Origin of the sequence: Streptomyces sp. NPDC002054 (assembly GCF_040296685.1) — a bacterium.
In the GTDB taxonomy this organism is placed as follows: domain Bacteria; phylum Actinomycetota; class Actinomycetes; order Streptomycetales; family Streptomycetaceae; genus Streptomyces.
Window position 1 is genome coordinate 154,840 of sequence record NZ_JBEOXT010000005.1, and the last position, 14,075, is coordinate 168,914.

Here is a 14,075-nt window from a genome sequence, read left to right on the forward strand (position 1 = left end):
TCCTACCGTCACGGCTGGATTCATTCCGACACGTTGCCGGCGCAGGGGGCGTCGCCGTGTACCTACCCGGAGGACGTCGTCGTGCGCAAGCTGCTGCCCCTTCTCTCGAACAACCATGCAGGCGGCCGGTCCGCCCTCACCTGCCGCTACCGCTGCGGTGACGCCTGTTTCCACGAGGTCCCCAACACCAGCGACAACGAGTACGCCGGCGATGTCATAGCCAAGGCCTACTCCCGCCGCTCGATGATGCGTGCCGCCGCGGTGGTCACCGTCGCCGGTACCGTCGGCACCTCCATCGCCCTGAGCCAGAGCGGTGGCACCGCCAACGCCGTCGAGGGCGCCGCCGCCGCGGCCGGCTCCGAGGGCCAGGCCGCCCGCGGTCTCCGCTTCACCCCCGTCGCCCCCAACACCGCCGACCAGGTCACCATCCCCGAGGGCTACGCCCAGAACGTCGTCATCAAGTGGGGCGACCCGATCCTCCGCGGTGCCCCGGGCTTCAACCCCGACCAGCAGACCGCCGCCGCCCAGGCCGGTCAGTTCGGCTACAACAACGACTTCCTCAGCCTGCTCCCGCTCGGCGGCAACTACGAGCGCCAGCAGCTCATGGTCGCCAACCACGAGTACACGGACGAAGTCCTGATGTTCAAGGGCTACGACGCCGCGAACCCGACCCGCGAGCAGGTCGAGATCGCCTGGGCCGCGCACGGCCTGTCCGTGGTCGTTGTCCAGGAGGACCACCGCAGCGGCAAGCTGACCGCCGTCAACCGTCACCAGCTCAACCGCCGCCTGACCGCGACCAGCGAGTTCAAGCTGACCGGCCCGGCCGCCGGCAGCGACCTGCTGAAGACCTCGGTCGACGCCACCGGCACCAAGGTGCTCGGCACCCTCAACAACTGCGCCGGCGGCACCACCCCGTGGGGCACCACCCTCCACGGCGAGGAGAACTTCAACCAGTACTTCGGCAACGGCGGCAGCGTCACCGAGCCGGTCCAGGCGGCCCGCCTGAAGCGCTACGGCATCACCGGCGCCGCCTCCGAGCGCAAGTGGGAGCGCTTCGACAAGCGCTTCGACGTCGCCCAGGAGCCCAACGAGGCGAACCGCTTCGGGTACGTGGTCGAGCTCGACCCGTACGACCCGAACTCGGTCCCGCGCAAGCGCACCGCCCTCGGCCGCTTCAAGCACGAGGCTGCTCAGCCCCGCCTCACCGAGGACGGCCGCCCGGTCATCTACATGGGCGACGACGAGCGCTTTGACTACTTCTACAAGTTCGTGTCGAGCAAGCAGATGAAGAAGGGCAACAGCCGGGCGGCGAAGGAGCACAACCTGACGCTCCTCGACGAGGGCACCCTCTACGTCGCCAAGCTCACCGGCGACTCCCCGGCCGCGGAGTTCGACGGCACCGGCAAGTACCCCAGCGACGGCCAGTTCGACGGCACCGGCGTGTGGATCCCGCTGGCCACCGGCAACGTCTCCCATGTGGAGGGCTTCACCGCCGAGGAGGTGTACGTCTTCACGCGGCAGGCCGCCGACAAGGTGGGCGCCACCAAGATGGACCGCCCCGAGGACGTCGAGCCGTCCCCGCGCACCGGCCGGGTCTACGTCGCGCTGACCAACAACACCGACCGCGGCAAGCCCGGCAAGGCGGCGGGCGCGGACGAGGCCAACCCGCGCAACCTCAACAAGCACGGCCAGATCCTGGAGCTCGCCGAGAGCTTCGACGACGCGGCCGGTGACGCCTTCGCCTGGCGCCTCTTCCTGGTCGCCGGTGACCCGAACGACCCGGCCACCTACTTCGCCGGTTTCCCGAAGGACAAGGTCAGCCCGATCTCCTGCCCGGACAACGTGGCCTTCGACCCGCACGGCAACCTGTGGATCTCCACCGACGGTTCCCAGCTCGGCTCCCACGACGGCCTGTTCGGCGTGGCCACCGCCGGTGAGCGCCGCGGTGAGCTGAAGCAGTTCCTGACCGTGCCGAAGGGCGCGGAGACCTGCGGCCCGATCATCCAGGACAAGCGGGTCCTGGTCGCCGTCCAGCACCCGGGTGAGATCGACGGCGCCTCCGTCGAGAAGCCCGCCTCCGCGTGGCCCGACGGCCCGGGCAAGATGGTCCGCCCGGCGGTCGTGAGCGTCTGGCGCAAGGACGGCCGCAACATCGGCGTCTGATCATGAAGTTGGGGCCGTGTTTCACGTGAAACGTGAGACACGGCCTTCAACTGTCCGGAAACAGCGGAATGGTGAGCTTTGTCAGTGCGCCGCCGTCCGGCGCCCGGGCGAAGCCCAGCCCGATCTTCAGGACCGCGGCCTGGCCGGCCACGATGGTGAGTCCCAGTCCGTGACCTCGCCCGCGGCCCGGGTCCCCGGTCCGGAACCGCTGCGGACCTCGCTCGATGAGGTCCGGCGGGTAGCCGGGCCCGTGGTCGCGGACCACCACCTCCGGTCCGTCCACGGTCACCTCGACCGGCGGTCGCCCGTGCTGGTGCGCGTTGGCCAGCAGGTTGGCGAGGATCCGGTCCAGCCGCCGCCGGTCGGTGAGCACCACCGCGTCCCGCACCACCGTGACCTCTGCCGCCAGCCCGCTCGCGGCGACGATCCGGCGGACCGCCGAGCCCAGTTCGAGCCGTTCCAGATCGGCCTGCTCGACGCCGGAGTCCAGCCGGGAGACCTCCAGCAGGTCCTCGGTGAGCAGGTGCAGAGCCTGCAGCCGGTCGTTGATCATTTCCTTGGGCCGGCCCTCCGGCAGCAGCGAGGCCGCGGCCAGTGAGCCGGTGAGCGGGGTGCGCAGCTCGTGCGCCACATCGGCGGTGAACCGCTTTTCCGCTTCCAGCCGGGCCTGCAGTGACCGGGCCATGGAGTCCAGGGCCACGGCCACATCGCGCACCTCGTCGTGGTGGCGCCGGCCGTCGCGGGTGTCCTCGGAGGGGAAGCCGACCCGGGCGTCGAGATCGCCGGCGCTGATCCGGCGGGCGACCGCCGCGGTGGTGGCCAGCCGACGGCTGATCCGGTTGGCGAAGAAGAGGCCGGCGAGCGCGACCACCCCCGCGGCGAGCGCCGAGGAGGCGAGGATCGCGGTGTCCACGTCCCGGAGCCGGCTGCGGGTGCTTTCGTACGGGACCCAGACGGCGAGGGCCTTGCCGTCGGCCGGGCCGGCCGCCCACATCACCGGTTTCCCCTCGTGCTCGCCGACCATGCTGCCGGTCCGGCCGCGGGCCACCAGTGCGCGGAGCTGCGGGGGCAGCGCGGGCGGGTCGATCGCGCTGTTCACATCGCCGTGCGCGGTGCCGTACGCGTAGTGGGTGAGGGCGTGTTCGAGCTCGCGGTGGACGTCCTTGCGGACCTCCCCGGCGATCTGCCGGGACACCACGTTGTGCACGAGGATCCCGAGGACGGCGGCGACGGCGCAGCACACGGCGGTGGTGGTGGCGGCGATCTTCCAGCGCAGACTGCTCGTCGCCCGCATTCCCGGCCGCCCTTCAGCTCTCGCTCGGGGCGCACACGGTGGCGGAATCCTTGGCGGGGGCGCATTCGTCGAGGGTGAGTCCGGCCAGGGCCATCACGCCGGCTTCCGGATTCCACTCATAGTCGGAGATGGACACGAGGGTGGGGGTGGAGGTGGGCTCGCGGACCGCGAGGTGGTCGGCGGCCACCTCGACGCCGGCCAGGATTCCGCGGCGGGCCAGGACGCGGGTGATCCTGCCGTTCTGTACGGAGTAGACGCGGAGCTCGCTGAGCCGGCCGTCGAGGTCCACGGCGGTGATCAGATCCTCTTTGCCGTCGCCGGTGAGGTCGTGCAGGACGGGTGGGCGGACGGGGCAGTCCGGGCCGCCGTCCACAGCCTGTGTACAGCGCGCGAGCCGCTGCACGGCGCGGGGATCCACCAGCCTGCCGGTGCCATTGTCCTTGCGGGTGGCGGAGGTGATGTCGGCGCGGACCACGGAGAGGGCGTCTACCCCGCGCATGCTGCCGCCGGGCACCGGGGGGAGGCCGGGGACGGGCGCGGCCGTGCCGGGGTTCTCGCCGGAGGCGGGGGGTGAGGGGCGGAGGCTGCTCCACAGGGTGAGCGGGGCATGCGCCTCGCCGAGGTCGCCCTCGCTCTGCAGGCCTTCGACGTCGGCGCAGGCGGTGGCGGTGGCGGTGGCCAGCAGGGCGAAGGCCAGGGCCGCGCAGCCGCGGGCGAGGGAGTGCCGCATACACCGATGCTCCCCCGCTGCGCGGAGCCGAGCCCGCAAACAGCGCCGTTCGGGGTACCCCCGCGCCCGCGCGCAGCCCTGCCGCCCGGGCCCCGCCGTTGTCGGCCCCGCTGCTCAGGGGCCGGTGGGGCCGGTGGTGGAGGTGATGGTGCGGGCTGTGGAGAGTTCCTGGTGGAGGGGGGTGAGGACGGGGGACTTTGGTGGGGGCGGGGTCGGGCGGGGCGGCAGTGGGGTGGGGTGGTGGCGGACCGCTTCGGCCAGGGCGCGCAGTTCGGCGGTGATCCCCGAGACCTCCGCGGCCGTCGGCGGCTCCGCACCGTGGTTGACCCGGACCCGGGCCGCCGTGGTCGCGTCCACGATCCGTTCCACCGCCACCACCAGCGGCCACCAGGCCGCCGCCCGCGCCCCGGTCGGCGGCGGCTCGGTCAGGGCCCGCTGGAACTCGTTGCGGACGTCCGCCAGGTCCCGGTAGATACGGCGGCGGGCATGCACCCGGGCGGTCCGGGCGGCGCGCAGGGCCTCGTCGGACTCGACCGGGGAGAAGGCCCGCTCCACGTAGCCGGCCGCATCGTCCACCGCGTCGGCCAGCCGGTCGCCGATCCGGGTGTGCCAGCTCTCCGGCCACAGCAGATAGCCGGCGACCAGCACGATCGCGCAGCCGATCAGGCTGTCCAGCAGCCGGGGCCGGATCAGGTCGAAGCCGGAGTGGCTCAGCAGGTCGGACAGCAGCAGGATGACCGGTGTGATCGCCGCGGTCTGGAAGGCGTAGCCCTTCACCGAGAAGGCGGGGATGAGCGCGCCCAGGACCATCATCACCGGGACGTCCCACCAGCCGCGCGGCACCTCGGCCAGCACGGCCGCCGCGATCACCAGTCCGGCGGCGGTGCCCAGTGCCCGCAGCACCGCCCGGGAGAACACCGAGCCGAAGTCCGGCTTGAGGACGAAGGTGACGGTCAGCGCCACCCAGTACGAGCGCTCCACCTCGACCACGGACACCAGCGCCTGGGCGAGCCCGATGCAGAGGGCGAGCCGCAGCCCGTACCGCCAGGAGGCGCCCGAGAACAGCGCGGCACGGGCGGCCCGGCGGGCCCGGATCCGCAGCGCGGCCGGGCGCCCGAGCCGGTCGTCGACGCTGTACCGGCCAGGGTCCTGCTCGTGCACGATGCCGGCCGCGTGCCGCAGCGCGGCATCGATGGCCCGCGCGGACGGCACCCCCGCCGGAGGCGCGGGCAGGGCCAGGACCAGCGGCTCGGTGCGGCCCGCCGCGACGGCATCGGCGAGCTGCCGGACGGCCGCCGGGATCTCCGGCGGCAGCGGCCGGCCGCGCAGGTGCGCGGCCGGAGCGGCCTCGACCAGCGGGATGACCGCGTTGAGCTGCGCGACCATCCGCACCAGCGAGGGGCTCCGGCCGTGCGCCCGGGCCCGCCGGCCCAGCAGCAGGTCGTAGGCCTGGTTGAGGGCCTCGGTGACGGCGTGCCGCTGCTCGTCGTACGCCGGTGCCGGTCCGCCCGCGGCGTCCAGCAGGTCGGCGACCGACCGGTAGGTGTCCGCGACCGCGGTGCGTTCCGGCTGCCGCCCGCGCAGCGGCCAGCCGAGCAGGGTGAGCAGCAGGACGAACAGGCCGCCCGCGGTGAGCAGGACCGGGGGCGTCCACCAGGGCTCGGGCAGTGCGAGCCCCGCGCCGACCACGGCGTTGAGGAGGAGCAGCAGCCCGGCGACGGAGGCCACCGAACCGATCGAGGAGATCATCCCGGAGACCAGGGCGACCAGGGTGAGGACCCCGACGGCCAGCCAGCCCCGGCCGTAGACCAGGGTGCCGAGGGCCACTCCGACCGCGCCGAAGAGCTGGGGCACGGCGATGTTCAGGATCCGCATCCGGTAGGCGTCGGCGGTGTCGCCGATCACCCCGGCCAGGGCGCCCATGGAGACCAGGGCACCGTACTCGGGCTCGTCCACGGCGAATCCGACGGCGAGCGGGGCGGCCAGCGCGATGCCGGCCCGGGCCGCAGCCGCCCAGGGGACGGGTGCGCTGCTCGGCCGCAGGCCCCGGAGCAGCCATTCGGGCGGGGTGAGCGGATGGTGCCGGTCCCGCCCGGCCCGCCCGTCCCGTTTCCCGTCCTGCTCGCCGGACGGTATCTGTTCGGTGCTCATGCCGCTTCCGTGCCGCCGCTCGCGAATCGGTTCTTCTGGGACGTTTGCCGTGTTCCGAGCTTATGGGGTGCGGCGCAGGCGGCCGGTCAGCCAGGCGCCGAGGGCTGCGGCGAGTCCGAGGGCCAGGACGATCCACGCGGTGGTGCGGAGGAAGGCGGTGAGGGCGTCGTACACGGCCTCGGCCGCCGGGCGGTCGATGTCGGCGGGCAGGTCGTCGAGGACGATCCGGCGGCAGACGAGGACGGCGGCCATCAGCAGGAGCGCCCCGGCCGCCAGGCCGAGGCCGGTCGCGACCAGCGCCCGCCGCCGGGAGACGGCGACGGCGACCGCCGCGACGGCAACCACCAGGGTCAGCAGGGGAAGCCAGATGCCGGCGATCTGGAGCATGTGGAAGACCTTCCGGAGCGCGCCGAGATCGTCGTACTCCATGACCTTGATCTCGGTGTGGGTGACGGGGATCCGGTCGGCGAAGGGGACCCCGCCGGTGACGAGTTCCCCCTTGATGCGCTCGACGACCGGGGCGAGGTCGAGGGTGACGGCGTCGCCGTGGCCGGTGGTCAGCGCCTTCAGGAAGGCGGCGTGCGCGGCGTGGTTGGCGGCGTCCCAGGCGGTCCGGTAGGCGTCCGTGCCGGTGAAGGACTCGAGGGCCTCGCCGAGCAGGGTCTCCACGCCGCCCTGGAAGGGGCCGGCGTCGATCTGCGCGGAGATGGCCCGGGTGGCCTGGGTGACCACCACCTGCTGGACGGCGGGGTCCTCGGCGAGCGGGGACATGGCGGCGGTGTAGCGGTCGACGTCGCCCAGCTCGCGGTCCGCCCAGTACGCGACCGCACTCAGTGGCACCAGGAGTACCAGGAGCGCGGCGAGGGCCGCCGAGAGGAAGGTGCGCACGTCACCAGGGAAGGCCGGGACCGCGCGCGGCGCGAGCGGTGCTGCTGCGGGCGGGTGGTTGTGGTGCCTCATTGTGGTTCATAATCTGGATATGTAATATCCAGATTATGAAGATGAGCGAGGGCGTCGAATGGGCGCTGCACAGCTGCATCAACCTGGCCTGGAGCGGCCCGGACCGTGCGGTGTCGGCAGCGCGCCTGGCAGCCTGGCACGACCTGCCCGCGGCCTACCTGAACAAGCAGCTGCAGGCGCTGGCCCGGGCCGGCATCGTCCGCTCCACCCCCGGCCCCAAGGGCGGATTCCGGCTCGCCCGGCCGCTGGAGCGCATCTCGCTCATGGACGTGGTCGCCGCCGTGGAAGGGCCGGACCAGGCCTTCCGGTGTGCGGAGATCCGGCAGCAGGGCCCGGGCGGCGGCCCGGCCGCCTCCTTCACCGCCGAGTGCGCCATCGCGCACGCCATGAGCCGGGCCGAGGTGGCCTGGCGGCGCGAACTCGCCGCCCAGACCCTCGAGGAGATCCGGCAGCAGGCGGAGAACCAGGCCCCACAGGCGCCGCAGCGGCTGCGCGCCTGGCTCGAAGCCGCCCACTGACGACCCGCCAAGCACCCGCCATCACAGACCCGAGGAGCCAGTAATGACGCGCAGCATCACCAACCCGGCAGGCCTCCACAACCCCACCGCCTTCGGCTACAGCCACATCGTCTCCGCGCCCGGCGAGCAGGTCTTCATAGCCGGCCAGTACGGCTCCGACGAGACCGGCGCCGTGGTCTCCGAGGACTTCGCCGAGCAGGTCGAGCGCACCTTCGCCAATCTGCGTACCGCCCTCGCCGCGGCCGGCCTCGGCCCGTCCGACGTGGTCCGCATCGGCACGTACATCGTCGACCACGACCAGACCCGGCTGGAGGTCCTGCTGGGGCACCTGCACGCCACCTGGGGTACCGAACTGCCCGCGCAGACCCTGATCGGCGTCGCCTCCCTCGCCCTCCCCGGCATGCTCTTCGAAATGGACGCCGTCGCCGTACGGCCCGCCGGCCGCGGCTGATCCACTTGCCGGACCGGAGTGGCGGGTGTGCCCTTGATGGACGGGGGGAGAGGGAAGGAGCCCCGTCATGGCACATGCGGCACCCACCGCCGCCCGGCGGCACCGAGCGGAGCCCCGCCACCTGAGCTGGACCGCGTACGTCGGCCCCCTGACCTGGGGCCTGGTCTACGGGGTCTACGCGGCCTTCATGAAGCGCCAGATGGGGCCCGTGGACGCGGCCAACGTGTTCTACGGCATCCTGTGCGGCCTGCTCTTCGCGGCCGGCATGTTCGCCCTCGCCCGCCTCGGCCCCAAGCTGATGCGCGAGCTCCACGCCACCGCGTACGGGGCCTTCGCCGGCATCACCTTCGGCTACCTCTACAGCCTCTCCGGCGAGAGCGTGATGCGCTCCACCTGGCTTGCCCTGGCGGTCGGCACGGGCGTGGGCCTGATCGCCTTCTATCGCTACTACACCCGCGAAGACTGAGCACTACGGCCCAACCGGGGCGGGCCGGTCACCTGCTGCTGTCTCAACCGCAGGTGACCGGCCCGCGCCGGCGTCAGTCGGAGGGTGCGGCGGCGGCAGCGGTGCCGACGGCCTCGCCCTCGGCTTCCGCCTCCGCCTCGGCCGCGGGCCGGTCCGGATCGGAGGGGGCCGTCTTCGGCGGGGGCGGGGTGAACCGGGCGGCTTCGGCGCGGATCATGGCGTTCAGGGCTGCGTACGGGTCGATGGGCATGACGGCACCTCAGGGTGTCGATGGAGCTGGGTGTGGGGGGTTCGCTCGCTGCCGCTCGGCGCGGTCAGCAGCGCAACACCACACCCCGCAGCGCCCACCGGGGCGCACCGGGTTCCAGCCGTCCGTACGAGAGGCCGCGCGCGGCCGGCACCACGGCCGCCCACGCACCCTGCGCAGGCGGACGCCGGACCGGCACCGTCCCGCGCGCCGCCCCCCGTACCGCCGCCCGCGGTTCCGGATCCAGTGCGGGATCCGACTGCCCCTCGGCCGGGGCCGAGGGTTCCGCGGGGGCGGAAGAGGCGGTCCGCGGCTCCGCCGCACCGGCCGCGGCCCAGGCCGCACCGGGGGCGAAGAGGGCGAGCAGCACCACGCAGCCCACCGTCAGGGCCCTCGTCAGGGCATACCGCGTCCCGCTCATGCGGCCCATGTGCCCCGACACGCCGGGCCGCACCCCGCAGGGTGCGCAGAACCCCCCGAGTGGCGGAGGAAAACACCCCTCTCGGCCGACAGCCGGCCGGGCCCGGCCGACGGCGGGTTACACCGGCACTCGGGTCACACCAGCACTAACGCCACCGCCGCCGCACCCATCAGTGCGGCGGCGAGGTGGACGGCGGGGTGCCCGTAGTCCCCGAACCAGAGCTGGCGGATCAGGCCGCCCAGGGCGGCCAGCGCCGTGATGACGGCGATCTGGGCGGGGAGGGGGCCGGAGGTGAAGGGGATCAGGGCCAGCAGGACCGCGTTCAGCCAGAGCGGTGCTGCTCCCGTCCAGCCCCGCCACTCCCAGATCGCCGTCTGTGACATCCCGGCCCCCCGCCGTCATACGCGTCAACCAGTAGGCTGCACCGCCTCCTTGCCAGCTTCCCGGGGCGCGGCCGTGGGGACAAGCAGACGTTCGGCAAGAGCTCCGAAGACCAGGCCGAAACTCGCCCACAGGGCGGTCTGGATGGCCAGGGAGGAGAGCCGGAACTCCCAGATGAGGGTGGCAGGGAAGTCCGCGGGGACCTCGTCGATGCCGGGCAGCAGGGCGTACGACAGGGCGATGGCCGCGATGAAGAAGGCGCCGCCCGCCACGCTCGCGTTCCAGTTGCCGAGCGCCGGTGCCAGACGCCGGCCCAGGATCACCGCGCCCGCGGCCAGCAGCACGCTCAGCACGATCATCAGCAGGTAGAGGGCGGTGCGCCGGCCCGCCGTCTCCGGGTCACCGACCGCCGGGGGATTGGCCGGGTACTTGAAGAAGGGGACCAGGGTCACCGTGACGAACAGGGCCAGGGTGGTGAGGGCGGCGGTGGTGCGCGGCGAGAAGCGCCCGATGCGTCCCAGGGCGAAGCAGAAGACGAGCGCGGCGATGCCGCCGAGCGCGACCCCGTAGAGCAGGACGCCGGTGCCGAGGCCGGCGGTGGCCTGGAGGGTCCGGCTGACCGGGGCTTCCTCGCCGTGGTCGTGACCGTGGCCGTCGGCCGCGGCGGCTGCTTCCTCGATGGCGATGGCCGCGTCGACCTTCGGCTCACCGAGGAAGTAGGCGACCAGGAGGGCGAGCGCACCGGCCACGAGGCCGGCGAGCATGCCGCGCACGAGCAGCGCGCGGACAGAGGGGGAGTTCATGGTTCGGTTCCCTCGCGTTGTGGAGCGATGTCTGCGTCTGTGGGGGTACGTCAGTGGCAGGGGAAGCCGAGCAGGTGGCGGCCGTCGTGCAGCCACTCGTGGATGGTCTCGCCCTCGAAGACCGCGGTGGCGCCTTGTTCCGCGCCGATGAAGTAGAGCAGGACCAGCAGCAGGATGCCGGTGAAGACCGCCCAAGGGGTCAGGGTCTTCAGGGAGATGGGGGTGATGGGGGCGACGGAGCCCGTCGCCGTGGGCATGGCGGACTGAGCCATGGCAGTACCTCCAGGGGAACACGCGTCCCGGTCAGTGGTGCACTAGGGCGACGGAGGCGGGTCTGACTTTCACAGTGGCGCGACCGTGCCGGATTCTCACCGGTACTTCCGCCCTGCCGTCGTCATGTCGCGGAGACCGTACCGCGTTTATGCTCCGCTTATGAATCCCCCCGTCGTACGAGTTCACCTGGTCACTCCGGCCATTGACGAGGGCATGCGGAAGCACCGGTTCGGCCCGGAATACGGGGCCTGGGCCGGCCGGACGCTCGACGAGGTGGCCGCCGAAGACCCGGAGGCCGTACGGCGCTGGCTGACCGATCCCGAGTACGCGCCGCCCGGCGGGGAGTCCGTGGCGGCGCTCGTCGCCCGCGCCGGAGCGTGGCTCGACGGCCTGGCCCCGGGCACCCACCGGATCGAGGCCGACCAGGCCTTCGTCCGGGCGGCGGTGGTGCACGCGCTGGCGCTGCCGGCCGGAACCTTCTGGCGGCTGGACGCGAAACCCCGCACGCTCACCGAACTCAGCGGGCGTGCGGGGCGGTGGAACCTGCGGCTGGGCGGGCCCTGCGGGGAGGCAGCGGATCCCGGGCAGCAGCCGCCGGATACCCCTGGCTAGGCCACGATCCAGTCGCTGGTGGCGATGACCGGCGTGACGCCGTCGCGGTGGATGGTGCCCTCGATCAGGCCGTACATCCGGTCCGCGGCGAAGTAGACCTCGTTGTCGTTCTTGAGGCCGAAGGGCTCCAGGTCCACCAGGAAGTGGTGCTTGTTGGGCAGGTTCAGCCGGACCTCGTTGACCTTCGGGCAGTTGTCCAGCACCCGCTCGGCCATCTGGTTCAGGGTCTGCTGGAGCGAGTACGAGTAGGTCTCGGCGAAGGCCTCCAGCAGGTGCTTGCGGACCTTCTTGTACGACCGGTCCCAGTCGAACTCCGGGTCGTCCGCGGCCAGCGCCGAGTGCGCCCAGCGCGAGGTGACCTTGGTCGCGAGGATGCGGTCGTACGCTTCCTTCAGGGTCGTGTACGTGTCCTTGATGTAGCCGTGGAACTCGGAGTTGGTCGAGTTCATCACGGTCAGGTCCTTCAGCCCCGAGATCACCTGGAGGCCGGTGGTCTCGCTGTAGGTGATCTGCGCGGTGCGCACCTCCTGGCCCTTGAGGGCGAAGGAGTGCTGCTCCTTGCGGGTCGGGACCGGGATCCGCTCCCAGGCGTACTCCTCGATCCGGATCTGCGCCTCGCGGATCGGGGTCTGCGAGGAGACGAAGTGCTTGGCCAGCAGGATGCCGAAGGCCTCCGGGGAGGCGATGCCGTGCTCCTTGCCGAAGGCGTACACCGTGTTCTTGGTGGTGTCGGTCGGCAGGCAGTTGGTGTTGTCGCCGGTCAGGTGGACATCGCGGAACTCGCCGCGGAGCGCGACCGAGACGTTCAGGTCGCGGATCTCGTGCCAGGAACCGTCCGCTCCTTTGCGGGTGACCTTGACGATGCGGTTCTCGGCCTTGCCGTACTGGTTCTGCGCCAGGACGTGCTTGCTCATGCGCTGTCTTCCTTCGGGTACTCGGGTACACGGAGTCCGGATCAGTGGATCCCGTACGCCCGGCGTCCGGCGGCCCCGTCCCGGAAACCGTCCGGGCGGTGCCGCCCCCCGCCGTTCGGCCCCGGAGGACCGCCCCGGGACTGACGTGCATCCCGGTCCGTAGGTGCTTCTTCGGATTGCAGCATGGTTGCGTCCCGCTGGGAACGGGACGAATCCTCCGAGAAGGAGCACCCGCGGACTGGACGAATCACCGGCTCATGTCATGCCGTTCATGCCGTTCATGCCATGTGGGCGTCCGCGACGGACAGGGCCCCGTCGAGGATCTCCAGGCCCTTGGCCACGTCCGCCGCCGCGATGTTGCAGGCGGGGGCGAGGTGGATCCGGTTCCCGGCGGTCAGCGGCCACAGCCCGCCCTTCTTGCAGGCCGCGGCGAACTCGGCCATGGGCGCGTTGTCGGCCCCCGAGGCGGCGTAGGGGACGAGCGGCTCGCGCGTCTGCCTGTCCCGTACGAGCTCCAGCGCCCAGAAGGTGCCCAGGCCCCGGACCTCGCCCACCGACGGGTGGCGCTCGGCCAGCTCCCGCAGGCCCGGGCCCAGCAGCTCGGCGCCGGTGCGGGCGGACTGCTCGACGATGCCCTCCTCGGCCATGGTGGTGAGGGTGGCCACCGAGGCGGCGCAGGCGAGCGGGTGGCCGGAGTAGGTGAGCCCGCCCGGGTAGGGGCGGCGGGCGAAGGTCGCGGCGATCGCCGCGGAGATCGCCACACCGCCGAGGGGCACGTAACCGCTGTTCACGCCCTTGGCGAAGCAGAGCAGGTCGGGGGTGACCCCCCAGTGGTCGGCCGCGAACCATGTGCCGATGCGGCCGAAGCCGACCATGACCTCGTCGAGGATGAAGACGATGCCGTACCGGTCGCAGAGCTCGCGGACCCCGGCCAGATAGCCCGGCGGGGGCACCAGCACGCCCGCGGCTCCGACCACCGGCTCCAGGATGAGCGCCGCGATGGACTGCGGGCCCTCGAAGGCAATGGTGTCGGCGAGGTGGCGCAGGGCGCGCTCGCACTCCTCGGCCTCAGTGGTCGCGTGGAACGGGGAGCGGTAGGCGAACGGGCCCCAGAAGCGGACGACCCCGGCGGTGGCGGAGTCGTTGCCGAAGCGCCGGGAGTCGCCGGTCAGGTTGATCGCGCCGGTGGTGGCGCCGTGGTACGAGCGGTAGGCGCTGAGCACCTTGGGGCGGCCGGTGTGCAGCCGGGCCATCCGTACCGCGTTCTCGACGGCCTCGGCACCGCCGTTGGTGAAGAAGATCTTGTCCAGGTCGCCGGGGGTGCGCTCGGCGATGAGGCGCGCGGCCTCGGACCGCACGTCCACCGCGAAGCCGGGCGCGATGGTGCACAGCTTCGCCGCCTGCTCCTGGATCGCGGCGACCACCTTGGGGTGCTGGTAGCCGATGTTGGTGTAGACGAGGGAGCTGCTGAAGTCCAGGTAGCGGGTGCCCTCGTAGTCCCAGAAGTACGAGCCCTCGGCCCCGGCCACGGGGAGCGGGTCGATGAGCTCCTGCGCGGACCAGGAGTGGAAGACGTGCTTCCGGTCCGCCGTTCTGACGGTCTCGACATCTGCGTTCATGGATCGAGCGTATGCGTCCGGGATGTGGACACCCGGCGAATGTGATTGGAGGTCCGGCGCCCGGGTAGGCGC

At 72.3% G+C, this 14,075-nt stretch carries 16 protein-coding genes; 5 read left to right on the top strand and 11 right to left on the bottom strand.

The annotated features are described in order from the left end of the window. The first annotated feature begins 81 nt into the window (after positions 1–81). Complete coding sequence (locus ABT123_RS06475) at positions 82–2,163, top strand: PhoX family protein (protein WP_351310396.1); 2,082 nt, start codon at positions 82–84, stop codon at positions 2,161–2,163. A gap of 46 nt (positions 2,164–2,209) precedes the next feature. Here the strand turns inward: ABT123_RS06475 and ABT123_RS06480 are convergent, their stop codons facing one another. The 4 genes from ABT123_RS06480 to ABT123_RS06495 form a co-directional block, all read right to left on the bottom strand. Beyond that, positions 2,210–3,457 (bottom strand): ATP-binding protein, encoded by a 1,248-nt coding sequence (locus tag ABT123_RS06480; RefSeq protein WP_351310398.1) that lies wholly within the window; start codon positions 3,455–3,457, stop codon positions 2,210–2,212. A gap of 13 nt (positions 3,458–3,470) precedes the next feature. Continuing rightward, the gene (locus tag ABT123_RS06485; protein WP_351310400.1) at positions 3,471–4,187 is read right to left on the bottom strand and encodes a hypothetical protein; all 717 of its coding nucleotides are present in this window, start codon (positions 4,185–4,187) and stop codon (positions 3,471–3,473) included. Positions 4,188–4,301: 114 nt separating this feature from the next. Next, entirely contained in the window at positions 4,302–6,338 is a 2,037-nt protein-coding gene (locus ABT123_RS06490; RefSeq protein WP_351310402.1) for an FUSC family protein, read from the bottom strand. Positions 6,339–6,398: 60 nt separating this feature from the next. Continuing rightward, on the bottom strand, positions 6,399–7,226 hold the full coding sequence (locus tag ABT123_RS06495; RefSeq protein WP_351310404.1) for a hypothetical protein: 828 nt from the start codon (positions 7,224–7,226) through the stop codon (positions 6,399–6,401). Between the two features lie 113 nt (positions 7,227–7,339). Between ABT123_RS06495 and ABT123_RS06500 the strand changes: the two genes are divergently transcribed. The 3 genes from ABT123_RS06500 (at position 7,340) to ABT123_RS06510 (ending at position 8,733) form a co-directional block, all read left to right on the top strand. Next, on the top strand, positions 7,340–7,816 hold the full coding sequence (locus ABT123_RS06500; RefSeq protein WP_351310572.1) for an RrF2 family transcriptional regulator: 477 nt from the start codon (positions 7,340–7,342) through the stop codon (positions 7,814–7,816). Positions 7,817–7,859: 43 nt separating this feature from the next. Further along, complete coding sequence (locus tag ABT123_RS06505) at positions 7,860–8,267, top strand: RidA family protein (protein WP_351310406.1); 408 nt, start codon at positions 7,860–7,862, stop codon at positions 8,265–8,267. Between the two features lie 67 nt (positions 8,268–8,334). Continuing rightward, on the top strand, positions 8,335–8,733 hold the full coding sequence (locus tag ABT123_RS06510) for a hypothetical protein (RefSeq protein WP_351310408.1): 399 nt from the start codon (positions 8,335–8,337) through the stop codon (positions 8,731–8,733). 73 nt (positions 8,734–8,806) lie between these two features. Here the strand turns inward: ABT123_RS06510 and ABT123_RS06515 are convergent, their stop codons facing one another. The 5 genes from ABT123_RS06515 to ABT123_RS06535 form a co-directional block, all read right to left on the bottom strand. Further along, positions 8,807–8,983 carry a hypothetical protein gene (locus ABT123_RS06515; RefSeq protein ID WP_351310410.1) on the bottom strand — a complete coding sequence of 59 codons (177 nt, stop codon included), beginning with the start codon at positions 8,981–8,983 and terminating at the stop codon, positions 8,807–8,809. A 64-nt stretch (positions 8,984–9,047) separates the two neighbouring features. Further along, the gene (locus tag ABT123_RS06520; protein WP_351310412.1) at positions 9,048–9,401 is read right to left on the bottom strand and encodes a hypothetical protein; all 354 of its coding nucleotides are present in this window, start codon (positions 9,399–9,401) and stop codon (positions 9,048–9,050) included. A gap of 134 nt (positions 9,402–9,535) precedes the next feature. Then, the gene (locus tag ABT123_RS06525) at positions 9,536–9,784 is read right to left on the bottom strand and encodes a hypothetical protein (protein ID WP_351310414.1); all 249 of its coding nucleotides are present in this window, start codon (positions 9,782–9,784) and stop codon (positions 9,536–9,538) included. 24 nt (positions 9,785–9,808) lie between these two features. After that, entirely contained in the window at positions 9,809–10,585 is a 777-nt protein-coding gene (locus ABT123_RS06530) for a CbtA family protein (protein ID WP_351310416.1), read from the bottom strand. Positions 10,586–10,635: 50 nt separating this feature from the next. Beyond that, on the bottom strand, positions 10,636–10,857 hold the full coding sequence (locus tag ABT123_RS06535) for a CbtB domain-containing protein (RefSeq protein ID WP_351310417.1): 222 nt from the start codon (positions 10,855–10,857) through the stop codon (positions 10,636–10,638). Positions 10,858–11,017: 160 nt separating this feature from the next. On the opposite strand from ABT123_RS06535, the gene ABT123_RS06540 reads away from it, so the two are divergent. Further along, positions 11,018–11,470, top strand: coding sequence for a histidine phosphatase family protein (locus ABT123_RS06540; protein ID WP_351310419.1), 453 nt, complete (start codon positions 11,018–11,020; stop codon positions 11,468–11,470). Here ABT123_RS06540 and pucL read toward each other — a convergent pair. Next, the gene (pucL, locus tag ABT123_RS06545; RefSeq protein ID WP_351310421.1) at positions 11,467–12,384 is read right to left on the bottom strand and encodes a factor-independent urate hydroxylase; all 918 of its coding nucleotides are present in this window, start codon (positions 12,382–12,384) and stop codon (positions 11,467–11,469) included. The two genes, ABT123_RS06540 and pucL, sit on opposite strands and share 4 nt — an antisense overlap. A gap of 278 nt (positions 12,385–12,662) precedes the next feature. Further along, on the bottom strand, positions 12,663–14,003 hold the full coding sequence (locus ABT123_RS06550) for an aspartate aminotransferase family protein (RefSeq protein WP_351310423.1): 1,341 nt from the start codon (positions 14,001–14,003) through the stop codon (positions 12,663–12,665). Positions 14,004–14,075 lie beyond the last annotated feature (72 nt).

Coding starts and splice junctions, on each gene's coding strand:
- ABT123_RS06550 (WP_351310423.1), bottom strand. CDS start 14,003: ATGAACGCAGATGTCGAGACCGTCAGAACGGCGGACCGGAAGCACGTC.
- ABT123_RS06480 (WP_351310398.1), bottom strand. CDS start 3,457: ATGCGGGCGACGAGCAGTCTGCGCTGGAAGATCGCCGCCACCACCACC.
- pucL (WP_351310421.1), bottom strand. CDS start 12,384: ATGAGCAAGCACGTCCTGGCGCAGAACCAGTACGGCAAGGCCGAGAAC.
- ABT123_RS06525 (WP_351310414.1), bottom strand. CDS start 9,784: ATGTCACAGACGGCGATCTGGGAGTGGCGGGGCTGGACGGGAGCAGCA.
- ABT123_RS06535 (WP_351310417.1), bottom strand. CDS start 10,857: ATGGCTCAGTCCGCCATGCCCACGGCGACGGGCTCCGTCGCCCCCATC.
- ABT123_RS06505 (WP_351310406.1), top strand. CDS start 7,860: ATGACGCGCAGCATCACCAACCCGGCAGGCCTCCACAACCCCACCGCC.
- ABT123_RS06485 (WP_351310400.1), bottom strand. CDS start 4,187: ATGCGGCACTCCCTCGCCCGCGGCTGCGCGGCCCTGGCCTTCGCCCTG.
- ABT123_RS06490 (WP_351310402.1), bottom strand. CDS start 6,338: ATGAGCACCGAACAGATACCGTCCGGCGAGCAGGACGGGAAACGGGAC.
- ABT123_RS06520 (WP_351310412.1), bottom strand. CDS start 9,401: ATGAGCGGGACGCGGTATGCCCTGACGAGGGCCCTGACGGTGGGCTGC.
- ABT123_RS06500 (WP_351310572.1), top strand. CDS start 7,340: ATGAGCGAGGGCGTCGAATGGGCGCTGCACAGCTGCATCAACCTGGCC.
- ABT123_RS06540 (WP_351310419.1), top strand. CDS start 11,018: ATGAATCCCCCCGTCGTACGAGTTCACCTGGTCACTCCGGCCATTGAC.
- ABT123_RS06510 (WP_351310408.1), top strand. CDS start 8,335: ATGGCACATGCGGCACCCACCGCCGCCCGGCGGCACCGAGCGGAGCCC.
- ABT123_RS06515 (WP_351310410.1), bottom strand. CDS start 8,983: ATGCCCATCGACCCGTACGCAGCCCTGAACGCCATGATCCGCGCCGAA.
- ABT123_RS06530 (WP_351310416.1), bottom strand. CDS start 10,585: ATGAACTCCCCCTCTGTCCGCGCGCTGCTCGTGCGCGGCATGCTCGCC.